The 25,214-nt window shown below is 44.2% G+C and carries 24 protein-coding genes and 1 pseudogene; 12 read left to right on the top strand and 13 right to left on the bottom strand.

What is annotated here, in order from left to right; genetic code table 11:
* The first annotated feature begins 193 nt into the window (after positions 1 to 193).
* Positions 194 to 1,351: a molecular chaperone DnaJ gene (gene dnaJ, locus I1A42_RS00115; protein WP_161157306.1), complete on the top strand. Its 1,158-nt coding sequence runs from the start codon at positions 194 to 196 to the stop codon at positions 1,349 to 1,351.
* Positions 1,352 to 1,433: 82 nt separating this feature from the next.
* Here the strand turns inward: dnaJ and I1A42_RS00110 are convergent, their stop codons facing one another.
* Entirely contained in the window at positions 1,434 to 1,859 is a 426-nt protein-coding gene (locus I1A42_RS00110; protein ID WP_230389315.1) for a type IV pilin protein, read from the bottom strand.
* A gap of 98 nt (positions 1,860 to 1,957) precedes the next feature.
* Between I1A42_RS00110 and I1A42_RS00105 the strand changes: the two genes are divergently transcribed.
* From I1A42_RS00105 to I1A42_RS00090, 4 genes are read left to right on the top strand one after another with little or no spacing between them, the layout of a single operon-like run.
* Positions 1,958 to 2,449: a GspH/FimT family pseudopilin gene (locus tag I1A42_RS00105; RefSeq protein WP_196122175.1), complete on the top strand. Its 492-nt coding sequence runs from the start codon at positions 1,958 to 1,960 to the stop codon at positions 2,447 to 2,449.
* Complete coding sequence (locus I1A42_RS00100; protein ID WP_196122173.1) at positions 2,430 to 3,089, top strand: prepilin-type N-terminal cleavage/methylation domain-containing protein; 660 nt, start codon at positions 2,430 to 2,432, stop codon at positions 3,087 to 3,089. Before I1A42_RS00105 ends, I1A42_RS00100 begins: the two co-directional genes overlap by 20 nt.
* The gene (locus I1A42_RS00095; RefSeq protein ID WP_196122171.1) at positions 3,083 to 3,466 is read left to right on the top strand and encodes a hypothetical protein; all 384 of its coding nucleotides are present in this window, start codon (positions 3,083 to 3,085) and stop codon (positions 3,464 to 3,466) included. Before I1A42_RS00100 ends, I1A42_RS00095 begins: the two co-directional genes overlap by 7 nt.
* Positions 3,456 to 3,872, top strand: a complete 417-nt coding sequence (locus I1A42_RS00090; protein WP_196122169.1) for a type IV pilus modification PilV family protein — start codon at positions 3,456 to 3,458, stop codon at positions 3,870 to 3,872. Before I1A42_RS00095 ends, I1A42_RS00090 begins: the two co-directional genes overlap by 11 nt.
* Here the strand turns inward: I1A42_RS00090 and fghA are convergent.
* Together fghA and I1A42_RS00080 are read right to left on the bottom strand one after the other, a co-directional pair.
* On the bottom strand, positions 3,869 to 4,720 hold the full coding sequence (fghA, locus tag I1A42_RS00085; RefSeq protein ID WP_196122167.1) for an S-formylglutathione hydrolase: 852 nt from the start codon (positions 4,718 to 4,720) through the stop codon (positions 3,869 to 3,871). The genes I1A42_RS00090 and fghA overlap by 4 nt on opposite strands.
* A gap of 75 nt (positions 4,721 to 4,795) precedes the next feature.
* Positions 4,796 to 5,935: an S-(hydroxymethyl)glutathione dehydrogenase/class III alcohol dehydrogenase gene (locus tag I1A42_RS00080; protein WP_161157301.1), complete on the bottom strand. Its 1,140-nt coding sequence runs from the start codon at positions 5,933 to 5,935 to the stop codon at positions 4,796 to 4,798.
* Positions 5,936 to 6,080: 145 nt separating this feature from the next.
* Between I1A42_RS00080 and I1A42_RS00075 the strand changes: the two genes are divergently transcribed.
* Positions 6,081 to 6,956, top strand: a complete 876-nt coding sequence (locus I1A42_RS00075) for a LysR family transcriptional regulator (protein WP_161157300.1) — start codon at positions 6,081 to 6,083, stop codon at positions 6,954 to 6,956.
* An 83-nt stretch (positions 6,957 to 7,039) separates the two neighbouring features.
* Complete coding sequence (gene tadA, locus I1A42_RS00070) at positions 7,040 to 7,594, top strand: tRNA adenosine(34) deaminase TadA (protein ID WP_196122165.1); 555 nt, start codon at positions 7,040 to 7,042, stop codon at positions 7,592 to 7,594.
* A 46-nt stretch (positions 7,595 to 7,640) separates the two neighbouring features.
* Here the strand turns inward: tadA and I1A42_RS24955 are convergent, their stop codons facing one another.
* Together I1A42_RS24955 and mltF are read right to left on the bottom strand one after the other, a co-directional pair.
* Positions 7,641 to 7,772, bottom strand: coding sequence for a hypothetical protein (locus I1A42_RS24955; RefSeq protein WP_268982039.1), 132 nt, complete (start codon positions 7,770 to 7,772; stop codon positions 7,641 to 7,643).
* A gap of 569 nt (positions 7,773 to 8,341) precedes the next feature.
* Complete coding sequence (gene mltF / locus I1A42_RS00065; protein WP_196122163.1) at positions 8,342 to 9,898, bottom strand: membrane-bound lytic murein transglycosylase MltF; 1,557 nt, start codon at positions 9,896 to 9,898, stop codon at positions 8,342 to 8,344.
* 486 nt (positions 9,899 to 10,384) lie between these two features.
* On the opposite strand from mltF, the gene purL reads away from it, so the two are divergent.
* Complete coding sequence (purL, locus tag I1A42_RS00060; protein WP_196122161.1) at positions 10,385 to 14,278, top strand: phosphoribosylformylglycinamidine synthase; 3,894 nt, start codon at positions 10,385 to 10,387, stop codon at positions 14,276 to 14,278.
* A 353-nt stretch (positions 14,279 to 14,631) separates the two neighbouring features.
* Here the strand turns inward: purL and I1A42_RS00055 are convergent, their stop codons facing one another.
* Positions 14,632 to 15,786 carry an integrase core domain-containing protein gene (locus I1A42_RS00055; protein WP_196122159.1) on the bottom strand — a complete coding sequence of 385 codons (1,155 nt, stop codon included), beginning with the start codon at positions 15,784 to 15,786 and terminating at the stop codon, positions 14,632 to 14,634.
* Between the two features lie 669 nt (positions 15,787 to 16,455).
* On the opposite strand from I1A42_RS00055, the gene I1A42_RS00050 reads away from it, so the two are divergent.
* The gene (locus I1A42_RS00050; RefSeq protein WP_196122157.1) at positions 16,456 to 18,312 is read left to right on the top strand and encodes an FAD-dependent oxidoreductase; all 1,857 of its coding nucleotides are present in this window, start codon (positions 16,456 to 16,458) and stop codon (positions 18,310 to 18,312) included.
* Positions 18,313 to 18,386: 74 nt separating this feature from the next.
* On the opposite strand, the gene I1A42_RS00045 is transcribed toward I1A42_RS00050, so the two are convergent.
* The 5 genes from I1A42_RS00045 to tsaA form a co-directional block, all read right to left on the bottom strand.
* Positions 18,387 to 18,578, bottom strand: coding sequence for a DUF4250 domain-containing protein (locus I1A42_RS00045; protein ID WP_161154974.1), 192 nt, complete (start codon positions 18,576 to 18,578; stop codon positions 18,387 to 18,389).
* On the bottom strand, positions 18,578 to 18,784 hold the full coding sequence (locus tag I1A42_RS00040; RefSeq protein WP_161154976.1) for a YaeP family protein: 207 nt from the start codon (positions 18,782 to 18,784) through the stop codon (positions 18,578 to 18,580). The genes I1A42_RS00045 and I1A42_RS00040 overlap by 1 nt, the downstream gene beginning before the upstream one ends.
* Positions 18,785 to 18,900: 116 nt before the next feature.
* Positions 18,901 to 19,551, bottom strand: a complete 651-nt coding sequence (locus tag I1A42_RS00035; RefSeq protein ID WP_161154978.1) for a tellurite resistance TerB family protein — start codon at positions 19,549 to 19,551, stop codon at positions 18,901 to 18,903.
* Positions 19,552 to 19,769: 218 nt separating this feature from the next.
* Positions 19,770 to 21,485: a proline--tRNA ligase gene (locus I1A42_RS00030; protein ID WP_196122155.1), complete on the bottom strand. Its 1,716-nt coding sequence runs from the start codon at positions 21,483 to 21,485 to the stop codon at positions 19,770 to 19,772.
* Between the two features lie 97 nt (positions 21,486 to 21,582).
* The gene (gene tsaA / locus I1A42_RS00025) at positions 21,583 to 22,278 is read right to left on the bottom strand and encodes a tRNA (N6-threonylcarbamoyladenosine(37)-N6)-methyltransferase TrmO (RefSeq protein ID WP_196122153.1); all 696 of its coding nucleotides are present in this window, start codon (positions 22,276 to 22,278) and stop codon (positions 21,583 to 21,585) included.
* A gap of 142 nt (positions 22,279 to 22,420) precedes the next feature.
* Here tsaA and I1A42_RS00020 point away from each other — a divergent pair, with 142 nt between their 5' ends.
* Positions 22,421 to 22,666, top strand: coding sequence for a type B 50S ribosomal protein L31 (locus tag I1A42_RS00020; protein WP_161154988.1), 246 nt, complete (start codon positions 22,421 to 22,423; stop codon positions 22,664 to 22,666).
* Between the two features lie 191 nt (positions 22,667 to 22,857).
* Positions 22,858 to 22,983 (top strand): type B 50S ribosomal protein L36, encoded by a 126-nt coding sequence (gene ykgO, locus I1A42_RS00015; protein WP_161154989.1) that lies wholly within the window; start codon positions 22,858 to 22,860, stop codon positions 22,981 to 22,983.
* 164 nt (positions 22,984 to 23,147) lie between these two features.
* Here ykgO and I1A42_RS00010 read toward each other — a convergent pair whose 3' ends face one another.
* Together I1A42_RS00010 and I1A42_RS00005 are read right to left on the bottom strand one after the other, a co-directional pair.
* Complete coding sequence (locus tag I1A42_RS00010; protein ID WP_161154990.1) at positions 23,148 to 23,597, bottom strand: YaiI/YqxD family protein; 450 nt, start codon at positions 23,595 to 23,597, stop codon at positions 23,148 to 23,150.
* Positions 23,594 to 23,890 carry a hypothetical protein gene (locus I1A42_RS00005; protein ID WP_196122140.1) on the bottom strand — a complete coding sequence of 99 codons (297 nt, stop codon included), beginning with the start codon at positions 23,888 to 23,890 and terminating at the stop codon, positions 23,594 to 23,596. The genes I1A42_RS00010 and I1A42_RS00005 overlap by 4 nt, the downstream gene beginning before the upstream one ends.
* Positions 23,891 to 24,878: 988 nt before the next feature.
* Here I1A42_RS00005 and I1A42_RS24615 point away from each other — a divergent pair.
* Positions 24,879 to 25,214 (top strand): annotated as a pseudogene (locus I1A42_RS24615) (GNAT family N-acetyltransferase); the annotation flags it as partial.

Here is a 25,214-nt window from a genome sequence, read left to right as displayed (position 1 = left end):
ATGAAGAGTGATGAAGTTTGATGCGGGCGTTTGAGGTAACTCTTACGCCCGTATGTTTGTCCACATAGTGTGGCTATAGATAAGGCAAATGTGAGCAAAAGTATGTCGGATTGACCGACAAGATGCTTTATCTATATCAATACAAACACCGAGCGGCTCAGCCCGTTTGCAGTAATAATTGGTGACTAAGAATATGTCGAAACGTGATTTTTACGAAGTATTAGGCGTTAGCCGTGATGCCTCAGAGCGCGATCTTAAAAAGGCGTACAAACGTCTAGCGATGAAGTACCACCCAGACCGTAATCCGGGTGATGAAAGTGCTGCGGATAAGTTTAAAGAAGTAAAAGAAGCGTATGAAATTCTGACCGATCCACAGAAAAAAGCAGCGTATGACCAATACGGCCATGCAGCCTTTGAACAAGGCGGTGGTGGTGCTGGTGGCTTTGGCGGCGGCTTCGGTGGCGGTGGCGCGGACTTTGGCGACATCTTTGGCGATGTATTTGGTGATATTTTTGGCGGTGGTCGTCGCGGTGGCGGCGGTGGTTTCCGTGCTCAACGTGGCGCAGATCTTCGTTACAATATGGAACTCACTCTCGAAGAAGCTGTACGTGGTTGCACAAAAGAGATCGAAGTTCCTACGCTCGTTGAGTGTGAAGTATGTCATGGCTCGGGCGCTAAAAAAGGCTCTCAACCGCAAACGTGTCCAACTTGTCATGGTCATGGTCAAGTGCAGATGCGCCAAGGCTTCTTTACTGTGCAGCAAACCTGTCCAACTTGTCATGGTAAAGGCAGTATCATTAAAGACCCTTGTGATGCTTGTCATGGTGAAGGTCGCGTACAAAAAACGAAAACACTTAACGTTAAAATTCCAGCAGGTGTGGACACTGGCGACCGTATTCGTTTATCAGGCGAAGGTGAAGCTGGAGAACACGGCGCACCAGCCGGTGACCTGTATGTTCAAGTTCATGTAAAAGAACATGCGATTTTTGAACGTGACGGTAACAACCTACATTGTGAAGTGCCAATTAGCTTTGGTATGGCAGCATTAGGTGGTGAAGTGGAAGTACCTACTCTTGATGGTCGAGTTAACTTGAAAGTGCCTGAAGAAACGCAAACTGGCCGTATGTTCCGTATGCGTGGTAAAGGGGTTAAGAGTGTACGTGGTGGAGCTCAAGGTGACTTGATTGTGAAGCTGGTAGTTGAAACCCCAGTGAAGCTAAGTGCTCGCCAGAAAGAATTGCTTCGTGAATTGGAGGATTCTTGCTTGGGGGAGGACGGCAATAAGCACAAACCCAAGTCGGAAGGCTTCTTCAAAGGTGTGAAGAAATTCTTCGATGACCTAACTAGCTAAATATTGATATCGTATCCATCCGATACTAAAAGACCAGGTGCGGCAACGCTCTGGTCTTTTTTGATCTTGGTGACTTTCCTGGCTATTGCCAGCATTTTTCTGGGTGAATCTCACCAGATTCCGCAAGGCTTAACCTAGTGTATGTATCACCATTACAACGATCTGTACGTTGGCCGCTACTTTCCTGAGGAATGGCAGAAATAAGGTAGTCATCAGGTGATATTGTTATTTCAATACGATAACGTTCTGGTGATGTGCGGCAGAATTGGTTGCAGATTCCGCTGTCCATAATCGCATCTGGATTTTCCCTATTTTGCTCGATATACAGCTGAATTCTTGCCATATCGTTTATGACTTGTTGCCGGTAGCTTTTCTTTACATATTGGCTATAGCTTGGATAAGCCACCGAGGTTAATACACCGATAATGATCACAACAATCAACAATTCGATCAGCGTCATGCCCTGAGATTGATTGGATACGTCGTTACAGCCATTTTTACGAATCATCTCCAGCCCTTTTTCTTACCTGCCGTTAAACCAGACCATTATTGATAGGCTGATACTTTAGTGGATTGCGTTTTAGTTGTGGTGAGGATTTCTGAGAAATGCGTCGCGGGTTTACTTTATTGGAACTATTGATTGGCCTATGTGTGGTGAGTTTATTAATGCTACTTGGTGGGCTGGGCTCGGGGTATCTATTACAACAGACGAGAATGACGTCCGTAGCCCATGATCTAGCGGCATTTGTTAATACGGCAAAAGCCATGTCGATAAAGCAACGGCAAACGCTCACTATTTCGATAATTCGAACTAATGGAACCTCTGCATGGTTGCTGGAATTAACGGAGCAAAACCCTAACCTCAACAGTAAGCCATTACTGATTTTAGATGGTGCAAGGTATCCTCATGTGGCGCTTAATGCCCGATATGCTGAGGCGCAGCTATTACTATTTGGTCAAAGAGGAAAGCTAAGTAATGGCCACTTTGAGTTTTTCATTAGTTCAGATAAGGCATTGAAACTTATTACTTCTTACGGTGGTGGCCGATTACGAATTTGTGGTAAAGAGGAATCCGTATATGGTTATCCTAGTTGCTAAATCTCAAGGCTTTTCATTATTGGAAATTTTGGTGGCTCTTGCCCTTTCTTCACTCGCGTTAACCAGTTTATCCGCTTATTTTCTTCAAACTCATCATTCGTTACTGACTCTTCAACAACCTCTCGTATTGCAACAGCATGTTGAGCAATCATTGCACTCTTTAACGATTGATCTGCATAGAGCGGGTTACAATTCGCAGGAGGGGAAAGCTGCCACGTTTACAGATGTCACACATGTTGTAGCGGTCAGCAATGATCATCGCTCTTTTGGTGTGGTCTACTTTCAACCTGATGAAGTAACCACCGCTGCCTATTTTCATGTTGTTTATCGTTATGATCCCGAAAATCAGAACTTGCTCGTTTGTGAACGGGAATCTGCCATTTTATTGAGTTTCAGCGAAGTCGTTCAATCTACCCGCACCGCTCCTTGTTACCAAATATTCGACGGTAGCTACATAAAATTAAAAGATTTTGTCGTCGATAGTCAGGCTATTTCTCAAGGCATGGAGATTCGTCAATCGATAACAGTTAATTACCGAGCATCATTGACGTCACACCCTGACATAGCGTTTTCAAACCATTGGAGCCAATGGGTGACGAACGGATATTTTGTTACGCCAGAAGGGGTAAGGTCGTGGTAGCAAGGACCGGATATTTATCGAAACAGAGTGGCGCAGCATTACTTTTGGTGGTGAGCCTGCTTTTAATGGCATTACTTGCTCTGACTGCAACGGCTTACCAAACGCAATTGTTTCACTTAAAGCAGGCTAAAAATTATGGTCAATTGATGAATTCTCGCTGGCAGGCTTTAGGAATGGTCAACTGTGCTAAAGAGGGCTTGAAGCAGCAGGGGAGAAACTTCAATTTGGATGTGTGCCAATCATATGGTCTAGAGGGGTCGTTACATTGGCAAGATAGCCAACTTGAAAGTCTGGTTGGACACTATCGTGTTGAGCAGCAGATACATTGGCATAATGATATCGCGTATCAAATCCAAGGTGGCTTTTATGAATATTAAACGCCATCAAGGAATAGGACTAATCGAAGTATTAGTGACGATGTTGCTCATTTCACTTAGTGTGCTGGGCTTAATGAAGAGTCATCTTTATTTGTTGCAACATCAGGATGCGGCACTGGTTAAGCAGCAGGCGTACCAAGTTGCTCACGAACAGTTGTCTGAGTGGCAACGGCAAAGTTATTCAGAAACATGGTTTGATGAACGGTTACATTCGGGCCATTCAGTCGTGGATACTTACACGATGAACTGGCGAGTCAGCCCTTTGATGAACGCTCATCTTAAGTTAGTCGAGTTGAAGGTAAGTTGGAACGATAAACAGTTTGGCGAACAATCAATAGAAATAAAAACGATATATCAACGAGGTGTTTTGCCGATATATCGTCCTACTTTATCTCAAGATGGTTAATCTTCAGCGAGCAAACGAGCTGCGTGAAATTCTAAGTGCTCGCCAATAAAAGTTTGAATAAAGAAATAGCTATGGTCATACCCTGGCTGCATCCGCAGCGTCAGCGGTACTTGTTGCTTTTGGGCAACGTCAACTAATGTTTGTGGTTTTAGCTGTTCTTCTAAAAAGCCATCAGCATCACCTTGGTCTACCAAAATAGGCAGTTTAGTCGAAGCGTGTTTGAGTAATTCAACGGCATCGTATTGTTGCCACGTTGATTTATCTTCTCCTAGATAGTGACGAAATGCCTTTTCACCCCAAGGAACCGTTGTTGGATGACAAATTGGACTGAATGCTGAAATGGACACATAACGTTCTGGATTACGTATGCCGATAGTTAATGCCCCATGTCCGCCCATGCTGTGGCCAGCAATGGCACGTTTGTCGGTAATTGGGAAATTGGCTTCGATAAGCTTAGGTAACTCGTCCACCACATAAGAATACATTTGGTAGTTTTTCTTCCATGGTTCTTGAGTGGCATTAAGATAGAAACCTGCGCCTAAACCAAAGTCGTAACTGCCTTCGGGATCATCGGGTACACCTTCACCGCGCGGGCTAGTATCCGGTGCCACGATAGCGATACCAAGTTCTGCCGCTTTATGGAATGCCGCGGCCTTTTGCATAAAGTTTTCATCAGTACAGGTTAAGCCTGATAACCAATATAAAACGGGAACAGGGGATGAAGATGTGGCTTTAAGAGGAAGAAATACGGCAAAGCGCATGTCACAGTTGAGCACAGCTGAATGGTGTTGATATTGTTTGTGCCAGCCGCCAAACACTTTCGCTTGGCTTAAATTGGTTAAATCCATAATCCAATCCTATTCGTTGCTGAAGTTGAGCGGTAAGCAAATTAGCCATACCGCATTGACGGTATGGCTTAAGCTTTATTGCTGTTCTACTAAGTGGATCACTGAGCGAATACTTTCGCCTTTGTGCATTAGGTCAAAGGCATCGTTAATTTCATCAAGGCTCATGGTGTGAGTGATGAATTCTTGCAGACCAAATTCACCGTTTAGGTATTGGTCTACGATTCCTGGTAGTTGTGAACGACCTTTCACGCCACCAAATGCACTACCGCGCCATACCCGACCCGTTACCAATTGGAATGGGCGAGTTGAGATCTCTTGGCCTGCGCCAGCGACACCAATGACAACGGATTCCCCCCAGCCTTTGTGACAGCACTCAAGAGCAGAACGCATCACGTTAACGTTACCGATACATTCAAAGGAGAAATCTACACCCCCATCAGTCATTTCAACGATTACCTCTTGGATTGGTTTATCGTAGTTTTTAGAGTTGATGCAGTCGGTTGCGCCTAGCTTTTTCGCTAGTTCAAATTTGCTTTCATTGATATCGATACCGATGATGCGGCTTGCGCCAGCCATTTTTGCACCGATGATGGCAGAAAGACCGATGCCGCCAAGACCGAAGATAGCGACTGTATCACCTTTTTGAACTTTTGCTGTGTTTAGCACCGCACCCATACCTGTTGTTACACCACAGCCAAGCAGACACACTTCTTCAAGTGGTGCAGCTTTGTTTACTTTAGCGAGTGAAATTTCAGGTAGAACGGTGTATTCAGAAAATGTTGAACAGCCCATATAGTGGAAAATAGGCTCACCATCTTTATAAAAACGAGTTGTTCCATCTGGCATTAGGCCTTTACCTTGAGTTTCGCGCACTGCAGAACAAAGGTTGGTTTTGCCTGATTTACAGAATTTACATTCACCACATTCTGCGGTGTAAAGTGGGATTACGTGATCGCCTACTTCGACGCTAGTCACGCCTTCACCGACCATTTCAACAATACCGCCACCTTCATGACCAAGGATCGCTGGGAATACGCCTTCAGGATCATCACCAGATAAAGTAAATGCATCGGTGTGACATACGCCGGTAGCAATGATTTTTACTAATACTTCGCCTTTGCGCGGCAGCATTACGTCGACTTCTTCAATTTTGAGTGGCTGGTTTGGCCCCCAAGCGACGGCCGCTCGTGATTTAATGAATTTATCCTCAGACATGGTGTAATCCCTCATTGATATAATGTGACGTGATGCGACGAATGCATCTTACTTTGGATAGATATCAGTATAGTTATTCCAATTTGAATGATAATTAGGGCAAAATGAGAATAACTTTTACATATTAGTAATAATGAATGGGATTATGGCAAGTTGGGAAGGGGTAAATGAGTTTGTCACTGTGGCTGATACTGGGAGTTTTACTCAGGCAGCAAATCGATTATCGACGTCTGTGGCGAATGTTAGTCGGCGTGTGAATGCATTAGAGCAAAGGCTGGGGGTTAAGCTGTTGCAAAGAACAACCCGCAAAGTCTCTTTGAGTGAAGCTGGGCAGTTATATTATTTGCAGTGTCGCTCATTGGTTGAAGGGTTGGCACAAGCAGAATTTGCAGTCACGCAAATGCAAGCAACGCCGAAAGGAAAAATTAAAGTGACCGCTCCGGTCACCTATGGTGAACGTAAAGTCGCCCCAATTTTGCATGACTTTCTTTTGAGTTATCCCGAGTTACAACTTGAACTGATTCTCACCAATAAAAAGCTCGATTTAATTGAGCAGGGAGTTGATGTGGCAATACGCCTTGGTCAACTCGAGGATTCTAGCTTTATTGCACGTAAGTTATGTAATCGCCAGTTATATGTCTGTGCTACTCCAGAATATTTAGCGCACAGCGGTACTCCTCATACTTTATCTGAGCTGAATTATCATCAGTGCTTAGTGGGCACTTACGATCATTGGCGGTTTAAGGTGAATGGTTATCCACGAAATCTGAAAGTCAGTGGGCGAGTTAACTGTAATAGCGGCTACGTGTTGCTTGATGCCACTCTTAAAGGCATGGGGTTAGCCCAATTGCCCGATTATTATGTAAGTGACTACTTACAAAGCGGGCGTTTACAAGAGGTGCTCAGTAATTTAAAAGATGACCGGGAAGGAGTGTGGGCGTTATATCCCGAGAATCGGTTATTATCTCCTAAGATTCGCTTAATGCTCGATTATTTAGCTGAGCATTTAACCGATGCTTAAGCGCAAGAAACCAGAATGAAAACGGTTTGGTTAAAATGTTGGGGAATCGGTATAATCGCGCTCCCAAATGAAGAGAGACCACTATGACACAAGATGTTAGCCCATTTTCACAACAAGATGTCGCTTTTATGCGCCGAGCCATGGAGCTAGCTCATCAAGCGGAACTGGAGGGAGAAGTGCCGGTGGGGGCTGTGTTGGTCAAAGATGGTAACATTATCGCTGAAGGACGAAACCAGTCTGTAGGCAGTCATGATGCATCTGGACATGCAGAAATTCAGGTCATTCGCGCCGCGGGACAAGCCTTGCAAAATTATCGTCTGTTGGATACGACGCTCTATGTCACGCTTGAGCCTTGCCCGATGTGTGCAGGGGCTCTGTTGCATAGCCGGGTTAAACGTATTGTGTATGGCGCGCCTGATCTAAAAGCGGGTGCAGCTGGAACGGTGCTTAACCTATTTGATAGTCAAGCCTCTTACCATTACGCCACTATTGAGTCTGGGTTATTAGAAGAAGAGTGTCGAGCACAATTACAACAGTTCTTTAAACGTCGTCGTAAAGAGATTAAAGCGAAAAGACAGGCAGAGAAATTGCGTTTAGTAGAACAGGAAAATAAACAAGGTAATGAAAAAGAAGGGTAGTGAGCAAACATCTACTCAAAGGTAGATGTTTGCGGGTCTATAAGTATCAGCAGACAAATTGTACGAACGCTCTATGACGAGCAATCACTTTTTTCTTATTGTTCGCTAACATGCGACGACGACGATTGGCTGATACGGCTTTTTTAAAGAGTTTTGATTGTTGTCTACGTTTAAGCATATAACAACCTCCTATGTTTAAGCACAGATATAAAACTCTATCGTTTCAGACCTCCCACTGGCCTAGTGTCTTTCTGTACAACATTCATCGGTGTACCAGCTGTTGTTTATCTATCCTTTAGGGTTGAACGCGCCTTTTTGCACTTTTACTTGCGATACTCCCTAAGACAGATTTATCAGTGATACGGTTACCGTTCTTTTCTGGTATGGCACCCACGCGTTACATCTCGTGTGGGCTGATGTTTGCCGTATTATCAGTGATGAATACTAAGTCAGATTTGTTCATTCCTTACACGCACTACGTCGTTGCTCAAATAATGGTATTCCATCTTGAGGCGCGTAATCTGTCGTGCTTCCGAAATGTTCAAAAAGAAGAGATTCTGAACTGGCTTATTATTATCTGTTTATATTGCTATCTGTTAATAATGAATATGTATCAAAGTTATAGATATCGATACAAAAAGGCTCGCAAGCTATGTCCTATATGGGGGCAATTTCTTGCGAGCTCAATACCTTTGTATGGCTTTTATTGCTAAAGATCAAGTGATAATTATGTGACAACTCTGGTTTTTATTGGGCTTTTTCGGATGTGGTCACATCTTCATCTTGTTGAGTATCATTTTGATCCGTTTGGTCGTCACCTAGCACTGTTTCATCATCAGTAATCGGGGCAACGGAAATGACCGTTAAATCATCAGTGCTCGCATCGGTCGGAAGAATCTGTTTCTGTTCCAAATGACCAATAATACTTTGGTAATAACGGCGAATATTCTCCACATAGACAAGTGCTTCATCACCCCGTGCGTAACCGTATTGTGTCTCACGGAAATAGCGTTTTTGGCGCAATTGAGGTAAGCGGTCTTTTACGTCTGTCCATGAGTTAGGATCGCCACCTTGTAGTTTGGTGAGGCGGCGAGCATCCATCATATGGCCGTAACCAACATTGTATGAAGCTAGCGCAAACCAAATTTTTTCGTGTTCAGGAATCGTATCTGGGATTCGACTGACCATCCGATGCAAATAGGATACGCCACCTCGCACCGATTGTTCTGGATTTAAGCGATTAACAACACCCACGCTGCGTGCTGTTGGTAGGGTTAGCATCATCATACCGCGTACGCCTGTTGGTGATTTTGCTCGCGGGTTCCAATGTGATTCTTGGTAGGCAACTGCCGCGATTAAACGCCAATCAAATTCTCCGGAATATTTTTGAAATAGTGGAGCCCACTTCAGCAGGCGTGTATCTAAGGCGCGAATAAATGCTCGCGTATCCACGTAATCGAACGTACCGATATGGCCAATATATTTTTCTTCCAAAGAGGCAAGATACCCCGACTGCTTTAAGTTGCCGAAAAACTCGATCATCAATGCGTAAAGGCTTTCGTCATCAGATTTACGCATAAACCAAGAGATAGGTTGGTCTTCTGTCATTTCAAAGGCAACGGCCAGATCGGGATAAACACGTTGCGCGAGAGAGACCTGTACCGAGTCGGCCATGGTGAACATTAGGTCACCTTGGGAGACTTGCTTAAGAAGATCATTAATGTCTGAGTTCTTATCGACATTAAAGCGAAAATTGGGATAGGTGTGTTTGAGCATCGATAAGGTGCTCTCAAAATGAGAATCCTCAACGACACTTAAAATAGGCTTACCATCGGTTTCTTTGTCTAATTCGTCTTGGTGATCGATCAATTGCTCAATCGTTCGTGGTCGCCACTGATTTTTTTGATACACCAATTGCTGCGACACATAGTAGTAAGCTGGGCCTGCTCGAAATTCGTTAACGCGCTCGGGCGATTGGCTTAATCCCGCCGCGATGATGTCGATTTCGCCGTTTTTTAATGCGGGGAACAAACTAGAAAGGCGATAGGCTGGTTTTATTTCTAATTTCACACCTAATTCACGTGCGAATTCACGGGTAAGCTCGTAATCTAACCCGGCTGGACCATCTGTACCAATATAGTAGGAGAGTTGGTTGTTAAGTGTTCCCACTCGTAAAACGCCACGCTCACGAATTTGGTCGAGTTCGCTTTTCGGATCTGAGTCGATCTGGCAACCTGCTAACAAAAGGGTGATGAAAATGAGAAGCAGGGTGCGGCTCAGTGTATCGGAAGAAAGCTTTGTCATTAATTCGGTATCTCTTTACTGCTATTGTGGCCTTTATATCAAAGGCGGCTCTTTTGGCAAAGTTCTGACACACCAATACGCCATGTATGTTGTGTTCGGTAAGTATACCCATTAACGCAGAGTTTTTGTCATATTGTCGCGTTAAATATGATGTAAGATCACGCACCACCGATTTAAAATACCTCTAATTAGTCAGTTTTTTTAATGACTTAAAGGGATAGAGACCCCTCCTATTTTTGTGCATTCTTTGTGGATTGGTGAAAGGGTGTACGATTTGTCGTCAAAACGGGCAAATTTCAAAATTCATAAAAAAAATGACGCAAACGGTTGCTTTTGGTGTTACGTCACAAAAAAAAATCCTCTATAATGCGCACGCATAGCAGAGATGAAATTGGTATATGTTTAGTTTTTAATCTTTAACTTACTGTTTAAATTAAATTTATTCCAATTTCTATCTCATTCACTAGTTAATAGAGACCTAAGCACATGAGAATTTTGCGTGGTTCCCCAGCTCTTTCAGAGTTTCGAGTTCAAAAATTGCTTGAGACTTGCCGTGAACAAAACCTACCTGTGACAGATATCTATGCTGAGTTTATGCACTTTGCTGACCTTAGCACTGAACTGAACAGTCAGGAAATTGAAAAGCTTGAAAAGCTGTTAACTTACGGCCCAACAATTCAAGAACACGAGTCTCAAGGTCAGCTACTTCTTGTGACTCCTCGTCCAGGCACTATTTCTCCTTGGTCTTCTAAATCAACAGATATTGCACACAACTGTGGTCTAGATGCTGTATTACGTTTAGAACGCGGTACGGCTTACTATATTCAATCAGAGCAACCTCTGACTAACGAACAAGTTCAAGCGGTTAAAGCGCTTATCCACGATCGTATGATGGAAGTGGTGTTTACTGAACTTGAAGCCGCAGAAGCTTTATTTAGCCACGCAGAACCAGCACCATTGACTCCAGTTGATATTTTAAATGGTGGTCGTGTTGCGCTTGAAGAAGCAAACGTTTCCCTTGGTCTTGCTCTTGCAGAAGACGAAATTGACTACCTAGTTGAGAACTTCACTAAGCTTGGTCGTAACCCGAACGACATTGAACTGATGATGTTTGCTCAAGCAAACTCAGAGCACTGTCGTCACAAGATCTTTAATGCAGATTGGACTATCGATGGCGTGAAGCAAGATAAGTCGCTGTTCAAGATGATCAAGAACACCATGGAAACTCACCCAGATTACGTGCTATCTGCATACAAAGATAACGCGGCAGTAATGGAAGGTTCTAAAGTGGGTCGTTTCTTCCCGAACCCAGACAGCAACGAATACGGTTACCACCATGAAGATGCGCATATCTTGATGAAAGTGGAAACGCACAACCACCCAACCGCTATCTCTCCATGGCCGGGCGCATCGACAGGTTCAGGCGGCGAAATCCGTGATGAAGGCGCGACTGGTATCGGTGGTAAACCGAAAGCTGGTCTGGTTGGTTTCTCGGTATCTAACCTACGTATTCCTGAATTTGTTCAACCTTGGGAAACCGATTTTGGTAAACCAGGTCGTATCGTTAATGCGCTAGACATCATGCTAGAAGGCCCTCTTGGCGGCGCGGCATTTAACAACGAATTTGGTCGTCCAAACTTACTGGGTTACTTCCGTACTTACGAAGAAAAAGTCACCTCTCACGCTGGTGACGAAATCCGTGGTTACCACAAGCCAATCATGATTGCTGGTGGTATGGGTAACATCCGTGATGAACACGTACAGAAAAAAGAGATCCCAGTTGGCGCTAGCCTAATCGTACTGGGTGGACCTGCAATGAACATCGGTCTTGGCGGTGGTGCTGCGTCTTCAATGGCGTCTGGCCAATCAGCTGAAGATTTGGATTTTGCTTCTGTTCAACGTGAAAACCCAGAAATGGAACGTCGTTGTCAGGAAGTGATCGACCGTTGTTGGCAGATGGGTGAAGCGAACCCTATCGCGTTTATCCACGATGTGGGCGCAGGCGGTATCTCTAACGCATTACCAGAGCTTGTCGATGATGGCGGCCGTGGTGGTAAATTCCAACTACGTGACGTACCAAACGACGAACCGGGTATGAGCCCTCTAGAAATTTGGTGTAACGAATCTCAAGAACGTTATGTTTTGGCTGTTGCGCCAGAAAACATGGAGCGTTTCGATGCGATTTGTAAACGTGAACGTGCACCATACGCAGTCGTTGGTACGGCAACGGAGGAGCGTCATCTAACTCTAGAAGACTCACACTTCGACAACACACCAATCGACATGCCAATGGACATTCTACTTGGCAAGCCGCCAAAAATGTCTCGTGAAGCAACGACGGCGAAAGTGACTGGTACGGCAGTTGATCGTTCTGGTATCGAAATCAACGAAGCGATTGATCGTGTACTTCGTCTTCCTGCTGTCGCTGAGAAAACCTTCCTTATCACCATTGGTGACCGCAGCGTAACGGGCTTGGTTGCTCGTGACCAAATGGTTGGCCCTTGGCAGGTACCAGTGGCGAACTGTGCTGTGACTGCAGCAAGTTACGACACTTACCACGGCGAAGCGATGTCAATGGGTGAACGTACTCCTGTTGCTCTGCTAGACTTCGGTGCTTCTGCTCGTCTAGCTGTAGCTGAATCGCTAACCAACATGGCAGCGACTGATATTGGCGATCTAAAACGCATTAAGCTTTCTGCAAACTGGATGTCTCCAGCAGGTCACCCTGGTGAAGATGCTGGTTTGTACGAAGCAGTGAAAGCAGTCGGTGAAGAGCTATGTCCTGCACTGGGTCTAACGATTCCTGTAGGTAAAGACTCGATGTCTATGAAGACCAAGTGGGAAGAGAATGGCGAACAGAAAGAAGTGACTTCTCCGCTATCTCTTGTGATTACTGCATTTGGTCGTGTTGAAGATGTGCGTAAGACTGTGACACCACAACTTCGCACTGACAAAGGCGAAACCAGCCTAATCGCTATCGACCTTGGTAACGGTAAAAACCGTCTAGGTGCAACAGCGCTTGCTCAAGTTTACAAACAACTTGGTGACAAACCTGCTGACGTAGACAGCGCAGAACAGTTAAAAGGCTTCTTCAATGCTATCCAAACCTTGGTTCGCAACGACAAACTGATTGCTTACCACGATAAAGGCGACGGCGGCTTGTTTGTGACTCTAGCTGAAATGGCGTTCGCAGGTCACTGTGGTATCCAAGCGGATATCGCGAAACTGGGTGATGATGCACTGGCTGCGCTATTCAACGAAGAGTTGGGTGCAGTGGTTCAAGTAGCCAACACTGAACTTGATGATGTATTGGCAACTCTAGCGCAATTTGGTCTAGAAGCGTGTTCACACGTGATTGGCCAAGTAGAAGCAACTGACGCCTTCGTTATCAAATCTGGCAGCGACGTTGTGATTGACCGTTCACGTACAGAGCTACGTACTATCTGGGCGGAAACGACGCACAAAATGCAAGCACTACGCGATAACCCAGCGTGTGCAGACCAAGAATTCGCAGCGAAGAAAGACAACACAGACCCAGGTCTGAACGTGTCACTAAGCTTTGACGTAAACGAAGATATTGCTGCACCATACATTGCGACTGGTGCGAAACCTCGCATGGCTATCTTGCGTGAGCAAGGCGTGAACTCTCACGTTGAAATGGCAGCCGCATTCGACCGTGCTGGCTTCGATGCTGTCGACGTTCACATGAGCGACATCCTGACTGGTAAAGCGGTATTGGATGAGTACAACGGTCTTGTGGCTTGTGGTGGCTTCTCTTACGGTGACGTACTAGGCGCTGGCGAAGGCTGGGCGAAGTCTGTTCTATTTAACGCACAAGCGCGTGAACAGTTCCAAAACTTCTTCCACCGTGAAGATACGTTCTCTTTAGGTGTATGTAACGGTTGTCAAATGCTGTCGAACCTGAAAGATCTTATCCCAGGTGCTGACCTATGGCCTCGTTTCGTTCGCAACGAATCAGAGCGTTTTGAAGCTCGCTTCGCACTTGTTGAAGTACAGAAATCTGATTCTGTCTTCTTCGATGGCATGGCAGGTTCTCGACTACCTATCGCAGTTTCTCACGGTGAAGGTCGTGTAGAAGTTCGTGATGATGCGCACCTAACGGCGATTGAACAATCAGGCACAGTAGCAGTTCGTTACGTGGATAACTTCGGTAACGCAACGCAACAATATCCAAACAACCCGAACGGTTCACCAAACGCTATCACAGGTCTAACGACTCAAGATGGTCGTGTGACTATCATGATGCCGCACCCAGAACGTGTATTCCGTACTGTCGCGAACTCATGGCACCCAGATAACTGGGGTGAAAACGGTGCTTGGATGCGTATGTTCCAAAACGCACGTAAGAATCTTGGTTAATTCCAATATTCATTAAGTAAGAGACAAAGTAGGCCCCGCTAATTAGCGGGGCTTTTTTGTGTTTGCTGATCGTTGATACAGCGGTGTTCGTTGCTGTTACAACAAGTGGAGGGTTGGTCGTGGGGCTGCAGTGTTCGTTGTTGTTACAGCAAGTGATGAACTGGCTCCCTCCCTTTGGGGAGGGTTGGGGAGGGGGATTACAGCGAGTCCGTGGCTTAGGTGAGTACAGTGTTGAAGTGTGTTTTTTAACTAGATGATTTAGAGATATATTTTTCTGAGAGATCGCTGAAGTAACCCTGTACAAAGTGGACATCGTTTACGTTTTAAACCGGGGACATGGTTTACACCTGTCCCTAGCTTAGTCGAACAATTCTCTTCTGTCTTTCATCCAATAATCCTATTTTCATGAAGGAAAAATAGACTTCACTGACATCATTATTAAGCTGACGAAGCCCAATTGATTCGCCGGTTAAAGCAGAGTGGACGTACACTAATTGACCTTTCCATTTAATTTCCCCGCTATGTCTGACTTTTCTTATTTCTATATCAAGGTCGTAGTTGATTTCATACTTATTGGGAACATAAATCCTTGGTGAATATTCATAATGTTCTGCAGGTCTTGTTCTGCCTAGAGCTTCATGTGATCTCAGGTAGTTATAGTTATCTCTAAATTGATTAAAACTCATCTGTTGCTTTTCTAACGTATGCTGCATCGGGTTCATTGATTCTGCTTTTAATGTACGATGCATACGTTCATGCCTGCTGTTCTGTGTTGGTTTTCCTACTGCGATTCTTTCTGGCGTGATACCCAATTTGATGAACCAAATTGAAAGATAACTTAACCCTGCCAGTGCTTTTGATGCAAAAGGAACACCATTATCACTTTTAATGACTAGTGGTAATCCAAATTCATGAAAGTGTCTTTCCATTACCGCATGCACGCCTTGGAAACCTGTACTCATAAGACCGTCCACACCAATTAAAAATCGACTGAAATCATCAGTAATAGTTAATGGATAACACCATTGTGAGTTTCCCAATAAAGACTGCCCTTTAAAGTCGATATTCCAAACATCATTTGGTTGAGTCGACTTAGTCAGGTTTGCAGAATAAGGAGTGACAGAACGCTTTATCCGTCTCGGTTTGACTAAACCAGCTTGAGAAAAAATGTGTGCGGTTGTGCTATCTGCTGGGCAATGAAGTCGTGGGTATTCTATCTTGAAGAGATCATTAATTTTTTTCGGTCCCCAATGAGGATGCGACCTTTTTAATGCCAATAACTTGTCTGATATAGCCGGTGGTGTTTGATTAGGCGATGAAGCGGGACGGCGACTTCGCTCATAAAGTCCAGAAGGGCCATATTGAGAATAACGCGCAATCCATTTATCAACAGTTGGACGACTAATAGAATACTTACTTGATAACAATGTATTAGTGTATCTACCAGATAGCCAGTCGGATATAAATTTGATTTTTAAATCCATAACACAAGTCTCTTTCCAAGCCATAGTTAGTCCTCCTAACTATGAGTTTTAACTTATGTAAACGAAGTCTCCAGATCATTTTGTAAAGTATGTCCCCGGTTTGTACACCCCCTCTAACTCCCCCTAGAAGGAGAAGGACCTGATCGAGCATGCTGTTTGGTTTGGTGGTCATTGATGCATTGGCATTCTCTGCAGCTACCGCAAGTGGCTAACAGGCTCCCGAGATGTTATGTATATAAATGAAATATATAGGTGATAGACCAATATGGAATATCGAAAATTAAAGTGGGCTTGGTGTTTTAAAACAATGAGTTAGGTCTTGTTTCTGCAAGGGGGAACAAGAGTCGATAATGTTTATTGAGCGAGGTCAAAGTAATCCGTAAATGCTGTGCAAGAATGAAGCAATTATTTATTAATGCGTCTACCTGCATAGAAAATCAAGTCAAGTTTCTCACTGTGCAGTAATTATCGGGAAATACCAGTAAAAATAACGTTAAATGGTGACATTAAGCAGAGATGAACGCGTGCCACTACATAAAAACGAGGGTATCTGAAGACTTCATTTATTCACTCATAAAGAGTTTGGTGTCAGGGTGAAAAGAAAATGAGGCGAATGGATATCGCATACAGTCCATCTTAAATAAAACGGACTGCGGATGTATTTCCCCTTTGTCAGTCTAGTCAGAGGAAATTATGGTCTGTATTACTCTTAACGGAAAACCTTACCAAGTTAAAGCGGAACTGTCGCTACTCCAAGCGGCTCAGAATTGTGGTGTGATGATTCCATGCCTATGTGGCACGGAAGGCATTCATGGTCATTGCGGCCTATGTGATGTTGAAGTATCGGGGCAAGGTGTTGTTCCTGCTTGCGAACTCCATCCTACAGAGGGTATGGTTGTCGTAACCAATAGCCCTCAATTAGAGGCAAGGCGCAAACATATTCTTGAGTCGATTCTCGCGAACCCAGATATCACTTGTAGTTTGCCTCCTTGTCAAATAGCATGCCCAGCGAAAGTGGATGTGCAGCTTTATCTCTCTTTAATCGCCAAAAATGAATTTCATAAAGCGGTTGAAATCATCAAAAATACGTTACCGATGCCTATGTCGATTGGTCGTGTATGTCCTGCTTTCTGCGAGCATGGGTGTCTACGGAATAATGTGGATCAACCACTCGCCATACGACAATTAAAACGCTATGCCGCCGATTATGACATCGCAACGCAAGATACTTATCAACCAGAACGCAAAGCGCTAAAAGACAAACGAATTGCCATTGTGGGAGCCGGCCCCGGCGGACTAAGCTGCGGCTATTTCTTAGCACGTGAAGGCTATAACGTAGATATTTTTGAATCTATGCCTAAAGCGGGTGGATGGTTACGTTATGGCATTCCAGAATTTCGTTTACCTAAAGCAGTGCTTGATAAAGAAATTGACCTTTTATGCCGTGGTGGCGTTATCCTGCACACTAACCAATCGTTGGGTGACGATTTTACGCTTTCTTCCTTAAGTGCTGATTATGATGCGGTTTGTCTAGCGGTTGGCGCGTCACAAGCCAGCGATATGCGTTATAAGGGGAGCAACTTAAAAGGCTGTTTCTTAGGCGTTGATTTTTTGAAAGATAACGTCATGGACCGCAAGTTAGACGTGGGTAAGAAAGTCGCAGTAATCGGCGGCGGTAACACGGCAATGGACTGTGCGAGAACAGCATTGCGTCGTGGTGCTGAGGTGACTCTCATTTATCGCCGTACACGTGATGCCATGCCTGCAGAACCTTATGAAGTGGATGAAGCGGAACATGAGGGCGTGACGTTCCAGTTTCTCACCAATCCCGTGGAGAATATAGCGGATGAAAATGGGCGGGTAACACAAGTTGTCTTGGAGAAAATGCAACTAGGCGCGCCAGATGCCAGTGGTCGTCGCCGACCTGAACCAACAGGTGAAACCATTACGGAAGCGTTTGATACAGTGATTGCGGCGGTATCACAGCAAACAGATACACGTTTTCTTGAGGGTGAAGATATCCATTTGAATATGAGCCGCTGGAATACGATCAATGTTGATGAAGTGAATATGTTCTCTGGCGTAGGGAATATCTTTGGTATTGGTGATTTTCGCCGCGGACCAGCAACAGCGATAGAAGCTATCGCGGATGCTCGTTCTGCCGCGCAAGGGATAGATGAGTTTCTTGGTGGTGATATGGAACGTTTGTATACTCGTTCGTTCCGTTCTCGTAATGTGCCAAGAACCCAAAATCTAGTCCGTACTGATCATGTTGAACGCTTGAAAGAAAGCTTGAAAAGCATCGCTCAAGGTAATAATCCTCAAGTGAAAGAAGCAAACTATCAGCGTGCGTTGCAGGGAATTTTTCGTGCAAAAATGCCAGAAATAGATATGAATCGACGGTTAAACACTTTTGATGAAGTAGAAACTGGGTTTACGCCTATTCAAGTCAGCGACGAGTCTCAGCGTTGTCTAAGCTGTGGTTGTAAAGAAGGGAATAACTGTAAGTTGCGTCGCTATGCTACCGACTATGATGTACAAGTCTCTTAATCAATTATATACCTAGCTTGACATAGAAAAGCCGCAAATGTGCTTACTTGCGGCTTTTCTTTATGTGCAGAAGATTAGCGAAATTGCCCAGCTTCTGGAATAAAATCAAACCCTGCTTTGGAGAGTTTTGCCTCTAACGCAGCGCGGTTAATATCGTAGTAGCTTGCTAGTTTGTCCAAGTCTCCATCAAAATCATCTCGTAATTTGGTATTAATGAGACTGAACACTAAGATTGGGTCCATATTTTCAAAGTTGGATAAGTTCATTACTGGTCCTCAAAATCAGAAATAAGCAAGTTTGCTGCGGCAAAAGCCGCTTTGTCACGGGTAGGTTGTGGCAGTGAATCATCGCCGGCTATATCATTGAGTGCTCTAACGGCACATTCAATGGCCTTGGGAATGTAGCCTTGTTCACCACTGCCTATTTGAGCGTAGAGCTCTCGTACTAATGTACAGCAATCATAAACTTGCATGATAGCGCCTTACAAAAATCAATAAATGATAACTGCTCTCAACTATACCTGAGCCATCAGTGAAGACAAGGATAGAACCTTCACGTTGAGATGGCTAGGTGATATTTTCATCGCTCCTAGCGAGATTTAGCTTGGTTGGTCAGTTCTGTTATGAGCTCTTTATCTAACTCAAGCTGATTCGCCAGTTCTGCCAGATAACTTTTTTCCATAAAGTTTTGTTCGTCCGCAACCAGTACGGAGGCTAAATAAACTTCGGCCGCTTGTGCTGGAGAACGCGCCAAAGAAGCGATCTCTACTGGATCAATCGGCTTACTGAGTTCTTCTTCAACTAATGCTTGTACGGAAGCATCTGCGCCTAATTCATCCATGGCTTGATTGATTTTTTCTTGTTCACTGGCATCGATATGCCCATCGGCTTTTGCTGCAGCAATGACAGCCTTGAGGATGATCAGCTCATGTCGAGGGTTGTGCTCATCAAAAGTAATCGTTGGGTTCGGTATTTTTTGTTTAGCTTGATAGTCGTTGTAAACTTTATAGGCCAGAGCGCCTAAAGCTGCCGCACCACCGACTTTTAATGCAGTACTCCCCATTTTTTTGGTCTTTTTTGAGCCAAGTAATGCACCAACCAAGCCACCACTGGCTGCGCCTAGACCAAAGGTTTTTAATTGATTTGTATCGGTTTTATGACTGAGTTCAGCCGCTTTTTGCTTTCCTTGTTTAACAAGATCTGAATTGAGTGCCTGATTAAGAAGACTTTTTAAATCCATAGTTCACCTCATGCCATACATGCTATATCAAACAATAGGTTTGATTTAATGTCAGTAATATAGCAATTGGAGCCTGAACCTAGGATTAATGAGGGGGTTAGGTTTGTATGTTAAGAGGCTCAGCTGTGGAGAAGAGGGTGACACCATTGGGTTAGGTGATATGTATAAAAAAGGGCCGGAAACTCCCAGCCCTTTATCAGTATGGCGTTAAAAGATTATTACGCCAATTGAGCTTTAATGTGCTCAACGATATCAGTCATTGCGATTGGTGTTTTATCACCAGTGCGACGATTTTTGTATTCGAAGTTACCTTCATCCATACTGCGATCGCCAATGACGATAGTGTGAGGTACACCAATCAATTCCATGTCTGAGAACATCACACCTGGACGTTCTTTACGGTCATCAAACAGCACATCAACACCAAGATCTTTCAGTTCTTGATACAGTTTTTCTGCAGCTTCTTTTACGCGCTCAGATTTGTGCATGTTCATTGGTACGATAGCCACTTGGAATGGCGCGATAGCGTCAGGCCAAATGATGCCGTATTTATCGTTATTTTGCTCGATAGCAGATGCAACCACACGGGAAACACCGATACCGTAACACCCCATTTCTAGGATAACGTTTTTGCCATCAGGACCAAGCACGCCACAGTTCATTTTCTCAGAGTAGTTTTTACCTAGCTGGAAGATGTGACCGACTTCGATACCACGTTTTAGCATCAGTGTGCCTTTACCGCATGGGCTAGGATCACCTTCTACCACGTTACGTAGGTCTGCTACTTTGCCTAGCTCAACGTCGCGACCCCAGTTAATACCGAAGTAGTGCTTACCGTCGATGTTTGCGCCAGCGCCAAAATCGCTCATTACTGCAACAGTGCGGTCAACAATCACTGGTAGTTCTAGGCCTACAGGGCCAAGAGAACCTGGGCCTGCACCGATTAGAGCGCGGATTTCTGCTTCTTCAGCCATTTCTAGCGGAGATGCGACTTCTTCTAAGTGCTCAGCTTTGATTTCATTTAATTCATGGTCGCCACGAATTATCAACGCTACGATCGGTGCGTCGATTGCGTCAGATGCCTTAACAAACAGAGTTTTCACTGTTTTTTCAATCGGTAGGCCGTGTTGTTCTACCAACTCTGCAATGGTTTTCGCGTTTGGAGTTTCAACTAGCGTCATCTCTTGAGTCGGTGCTGCTGCTTCTGCTGCAGGAGCTACTGCTTCTGCTTTTTCAAGGTTTGCTGCGTAGTCTGACTCAGTTGAGAAGGCGATAAGATCTTCACCGCTTTCTGCTAGCACGTGGAATTCTTGTGAACCATTACCTCCGATAGCACCGCTATCTGCTAATACTGGACGGTAATCAAGACCCATACGATCGAACGCATTACAGTAAGCGGTATGCATAGCATCGTAAGATTTTTGTAGGCCTTCTTTGTCAATATCAAAACTGTAGGCATCCATCATGCAGAATTCACGTGCACGCATCACACCAAAACGTGGGCGGCGTTCATCACGGAATTTAGTTTGGATTTGGTACAAGTTCAGCGGAAGTTGTTTGTAAGAACTCACTTCATTACGAACAAGGTGAGTGATCACTTCTTCTGCTGTTGGGCTGAGTACAAAAGGACGAGTGTGACGGTCAGTAAAGCGTAATAGCTCTGGCCCCATCTTTTCAGAACGTCCAGTTTCTTCCCACAGTTCAAACGGCTGCACTACGGGCATTAACGTTTCGATTGCCCCGGCATTGTCGATTTCTTCACGAACAATTGTTTCGACTTTACGCAGTACGCGCAGACCAGTAGGTAGCCAAGTATAAAGACCTGAAGCTAACTTACGGATCATACCTGCACGCAACATAAGCTGGTGGCTTACGATTTCTGCGTCGTTTGGAGTCTCCTTCAGAGTAGAAAGAAGATAATTACTGGTACGCATTTATGGTATCCGTTCATCAAAGTTGAGGGGATTTATCGTGTTACTAGCGACGATAAATGGGTTATTAGCCGCTAATAATATCAGTCAAATGCTTTTGTCAAAAGGGGTCAATCGCAGTAACTGTTACTAAGTTGTCCTGAACGGTGAATTTCACATTTAAATCGAACAAATTTACTGCATATTCTTTACTGTCAGGTTTGTTTTTCTTATAAGCGGGGCGCGGGTCTTGCGCCAGTACTTGTTCAATAACTTGCTGCTCTTGTACACCGTTAGTTCGAGCCAAAATAGACAGCGTTGCTTCGTTACTCCAGGCCACACTGATCGTATTTGGCTGTTGTGAAGCGTAACCGCCAATGGCTTCTGGAATGGAATCCGAGTAGGGAATATATGGTTTGATATCGACAATTGGGGTGTTGTCGACCAAATCGACACTGCCTACTTCGATGTAATATTGATTGCCTTCTTTTATTACCCCTTTAAGTTCGACTGCCGACATACCAATGCCATTGGGGCGGAATGTTGCTCTTGAGGCAAGTACTCCAATTCTTTCATTACCACCTAATCGAGGCGGGCGAACGGTTGGCTTCCATCCTGCAGCTAAATTTTGATCAAATAAAAATAAAAGCCATAAATGACTAAATTGTTCAAGTCCACGCACTGCTTCTGCGCAGTTAAGTTCATCAACCAAACGGATGCGAGCGGTTGCTGCTGGCACTAACCGCGGCTGACGAGGAACAGCAAACTTCTCTTTGTAAGGGCTTTCAACGAAAGCTATGGGGTGTACTTCGAACATATGATCGATCATCAATATAGAAATGCCAGAAAAAATATCACAATTTTTTTAATAAATCCCTTGCAATCAATTGAGAGTTGTTGATAATGCTTATCACTTAATATGTTATAACATAACAATTTGAAACGCAGATGAGGATACCATGAAAGAAGGCATTCATCCGGAATACCGTAAAGTTGTATTTCACGATACCAGCATTGATCATTACTTTGTTGTGGGTTCTACAGTACAAACTAAAGAAACGATTGAGTATGAAGGTGAAACTTACCCATATGTGACTATTGAGGTGTCTTCTGAATCACACCCATTCTTCACTGGTAAACAACGTGTTGCTCAACAACAAGGCCGTGTTGCGAAATTCAAAAAACGTTTTGGTCAATTTAGTTAAGAGTGACGTGCTATCCCTTAGTTATCCTTTGATAGTGATGTCGATTTAGCGAATTTGGCATGCGCTTTGGGATAGGACGAATTACTGCTTTTGCTGCGCTGTAAAGAATGCAGAAGAGCGAAGTGTATCTGAAGTTGAAGATAAATTTTGGGCTGTGCAACGCTAGCGCAGCTAAATTTTAGGAGATCACAATGAAAGTCGTAAAATCATTAAAAAGTGCTAAAAATCGTCACCCAGATTGCCAAATCGTAAAACGTCGTGGTCGTATGTACGTTATCTGCAAAACGAATCCACGTTTTAAAGCAGTGCAACGTTAATTCCAATATGACTGCTGACTATGAATCGACTCGAAGACCTGATTCATGATCGGCTTTTTGCAATACTTGCTAATGCCATAACAAGCCCAAAAATAGCCCTACAACAAGACGTTGTAGGGCTATTTTATGTAAATACGATCTGTTTTAAATTTACAGCTTGTAGATTACCGTTTGGCTTTCGCCAGAAAACGATCGAGTTGATTGGCAAATTCTCGACGATCGGTTTGTGACAGGCCTGCAGGTCCCCCTGTTTGAATGCCGCTCGAGCGTAATGTATCCATAAAATCGCGCATGTTTAAACGAGCGCCAATCGTTTCTTTCGTGTAGAGCTCTCCTCGAGGGTTAAGTGCATGAGCACCTTTGGCGAGGACTTCCGCTGCTAACGGAATATCAGCTGTGATAATTAAATCACCAGATTCACAACGTTGCACAATTTCATTATCAGCCACATCAAACCCACTTTGTACTTGTAGGCGGTGGATGTTTTGTCTTTGCGGTAACGGGATTGCATGATTGGCTACGAACGTACAGTCGATACCTGTTCGCTCTGCGGCACGGATTAACGTGTCACGGATAACTTTTGGACACGCGTCTGCATCGACCCAAATATTCATTCTTTGTTTCCTGATAATTGTGCTTCTAATGCGATGACACGTTGGGTTAAGTCTTGGACTTGTTGCTCGAGTTGGGTGATTTTTTCTTCAGCCGTTTTTTCTATTTGCGCCGCAATTTCGACTTTGGGAATTCGGGCTGCGCTTTTCCAAGATTTTATAGCGGAGATAATTGCAGGTATTGGCACTGAACTACTAAGACGAGCTTTTACTAAAGCAACCGTAGGGGTTTTTCCCTGCGCTTCAATACTAGAAAAAATCTGTTTAAGCTCATCGGAGATATCTTTTGTGAGCATAATGGTTCCCTTTGATGTAATTTTGCGGCCAGCGTAGCCAAAACTCTAGCTGTTATTCTAACGGTGAAGCCTCATAATCCCAAATAACTTCGGTAGTTCGTGAGGTGTGCACAGGTTTTTAATATGAGTGAAACGAATGGCTTAGAGCAAAAGAGGTATTTACTTGTAAGAGATCTCTCACATGTGTTGTAAGAAAAATCATTTTTAAATAGGGTAATTTAACTGAATATTACTTTAACTATATGATTTTATTTGTTTAATATCTACTTAATAAAACTGACACAGAATTTTGTGCTCTGAGTCCATTGTTTAAATACTCAGAGCGGTAGATTGAACGGGTCGGAAGGATACTGACAAGGATAAATTGCTACGGAACAGTGGCGGCTTTGGGATGAAGCATCGATAACAGGAATTGTCGTAGCAAGGAAGTATTAGGACTCAGTACGGATACTTTCAATCAACATGGATAAGTTGATTGCAGGGATGAGCATGGACACACCTAAGGATTAGCGGAGTACCATCAGGATGATGGCAAGGACACCGCTCAAGGAACAAGTGATGTGCGCGATTCCGGATTGAGGTCGCAGTATGGATGCAAAGGACACCGCTAGGAAGGCGATGGATGGATATGGCAAAGGGCAATGCCGCTATTATGGATGATGCATGGAGCTTTTTTGTGGCCGGACTGCTGCGAGTTGAGAATCATAGCCCCGACTACTTTTGTGTCGGGCTTTTCTTGGTTTGTGTTTAGCCTAAAGGCATGGGTAATGTAGCCCCGTTAACTGCTGGTTGTTTGATGCTAGCTGCCTTTACTATGCACTAAGAAAGACGACAATATAAGCACCGATTGATTAAAACAATGATGAAAGCGATAACGCTGTGGTCGGTGACTTCTAATGATGTGACCTCCCCAGGTCAGAGTGGGATGACAGGGGAGAATCGCTCAACACTTAAGAACATTTTGTATCCACTACAGGAAGGATAGTCCGTGAACTATAGTGGATCCGCATGGACGCTATTAGTGCCCTATACCGACGCATTAGAATCTGAATTTTTAATGCTAAATTTTTGCGCCAAAAACCGAGCGCAAATGAATGGCCCTAAAACCGTTGCTTCTGCTCGACGTTTATTTAAAACGGTATTACCACGATCCTGACATGCATTCTATGGCCGTTTTAGATACTATAACCGTGAATACATTTGGGCATGTTGTCATTGAAACTGACCGTAACGGTGACGCGGGGAGTTATCTTACCCCTCTTTGATAAAGCGTATTGGGGAAATGGTTATGCTATCGGAAGCCCTTAAAGCTTACTTTCCCCAT

It is taken from the genome of Vibrio nitrifigilis (assembly GCF_015686695.1).
Classification (GTDB): Bacteria; Pseudomonadota; Gammaproteobacteria; order Enterobacterales; family Vibrionaceae; genus Vibrio; species Vibrio nitrifigilis.
The sequence above is the reverse complement of the archived record's forward strand: the minus strand, read 5'-3'. Positions and strand labels throughout refer to the sequence as shown.

What these genes read in the sequence shown, in the direction of transcription:
- dnaJ (WP_161157306.1), top strand. Translation starts at nt 194, where the DNA reads ATGTCGAAACGTGATTTTTACGAAGTATTAGGCGTTAGCCGTGATGCC.
- I1A42_RS00110 (WP_230389315.1), bottom strand. Translation starts at nt 1,859, where the DNA reads ATGATTCGTAAAAATGGCTGTAACGACGTATCCAATCAATCTCAGGGC.
- I1A42_RS00105 (WP_196122175.1), top strand. Translation starts at nt 1,958, where the DNA reads ATGCGTCGCGGGTTTACTTTATTGGAACTATTGATTGGCCTATGTGTG.
- I1A42_RS00100 (WP_196122173.1), top strand. Translation starts at nt 2,430, where the DNA reads ATGGTTATCCTAGTTGCTAAATCTCAAGGCTTTTCATTATTGGAAATT.
- I1A42_RS00090 (WP_196122169.1), top strand. Translation starts at nt 3,456, where the DNA reads ATGAATATTAAACGCCATCAAGGAATAGGACTAATCGAAGTATTAGTG.
- fghA (WP_196122167.1), bottom strand. Translation starts at nt 4,720, where the DNA reads ATGGATTTAACCAATTTAAGCCAAGCGAAAGTGTTTGGCGGCTGGCAC.
- I1A42_RS00080 (WP_161157301.1), bottom strand. Translation starts at nt 5,935, where the DNA reads ATGTCTGAGGATAAATTCATTAAATCACGAGCGGCCGTCGCTTGGGGG.
- I1A42_RS00075 (WP_161157300.1), top strand. Translation starts at nt 6,081, where the DNA reads ATGGCAAGTTGGGAAGGGGTAAATGAGTTTGTCACTGTGGCTGATACT.
- tadA (WP_196122165.1), top strand. Translation starts at nt 7,040, where the DNA reads ATGACACAAGATGTTAGCCCATTTTCACAACAAGATGTCGCTTTTATG.
- I1A42_RS24955 (WP_268982039.1), bottom strand. Translation starts at nt 7,772, where the DNA reads ATGCTTAAACGTAGACAACAATCAAAACTCTTTAAAAAAGCCGTATCA.
- mltF (WP_196122163.1), bottom strand. Translation starts at nt 9,898, where the DNA reads ATGACAAAGCTTTCTTCCGATACACTGAGCCGCACCCTGCTTCTCATT.
- purL (WP_196122161.1), top strand. Translation starts at nt 10,385, where the DNA reads ATGAGAATTTTGCGTGGTTCCCCAGCTCTTTCAGAGTTTCGAGTTCAA.
- I1A42_RS00055 (WP_196122159.1), bottom strand. Translation starts at nt 15,786, where the DNA reads ATGGCTTGGAAAGAGACTTGTGTTATGGATTTAAAAATCAAATTTATA.
- I1A42_RS00050 (WP_196122157.1), top strand. Translation starts at nt 16,456, where the DNA reads ATGGTCTGTATTACTCTTAACGGAAAACCTTACCAAGTTAAAGCGGAA.
- I1A42_RS00045 (WP_161154974.1), bottom strand. Translation starts at nt 18,578, where the DNA reads ATGAACTTATCCAACTTTGAAAATATGGACCCAATCTTAGTGTTCAGT.
- I1A42_RS00040 (WP_161154976.1), bottom strand. Translation starts at nt 18,784, where the DNA reads ATGCAAGTTTATGATTGCTGTACATTAGTACGAGAGCTCTACGCTCAA.
- I1A42_RS00035 (WP_161154978.1), bottom strand. Translation starts at nt 19,551, where the DNA reads ATGGATTTAAAAAGTCTTCTTAATCAGGCACTCAATTCAGATCTTGTT.
- I1A42_RS00030 (WP_196122155.1), bottom strand. Translation starts at nt 21,485, where the DNA reads ATGCGTACCAGTAATTATCTTCTTTCTACTCTGAAGGAGACTCCAAAC.
- tsaA (WP_196122153.1), bottom strand. Translation starts at nt 22,278, where the DNA reads ATGTTCGAAGTACACCCCATAGCTTTCGTTGAAAGCCCTTACAAAGAG.
- I1A42_RS00020 (WP_161154988.1), top strand. Translation starts at nt 22,421, where the DNA reads ATGAAAGAAGGCATTCATCCGGAATACCGTAAAGTTGTATTTCACGAT.
- ykgO (WP_161154989.1), top strand. Translation starts at nt 22,858, where the DNA reads ATGAAAGTCGTAAAATCATTAAAAAGTGCTAAAAATCGTCACCCAGAT.
- I1A42_RS00010 (WP_161154990.1), bottom strand. Translation starts at nt 23,597, where the DNA reads ATGAATATTTGGGTCGATGCAGACGCGTGTCCAAAAGTTATCCGTGAC.
- I1A42_RS00005 (WP_196122140.1), bottom strand. Translation starts at nt 23,890, where the DNA reads ATGCTCACAAAAGATATCTCCGATGAGCTTAAACAGATTTTTTCTAGT.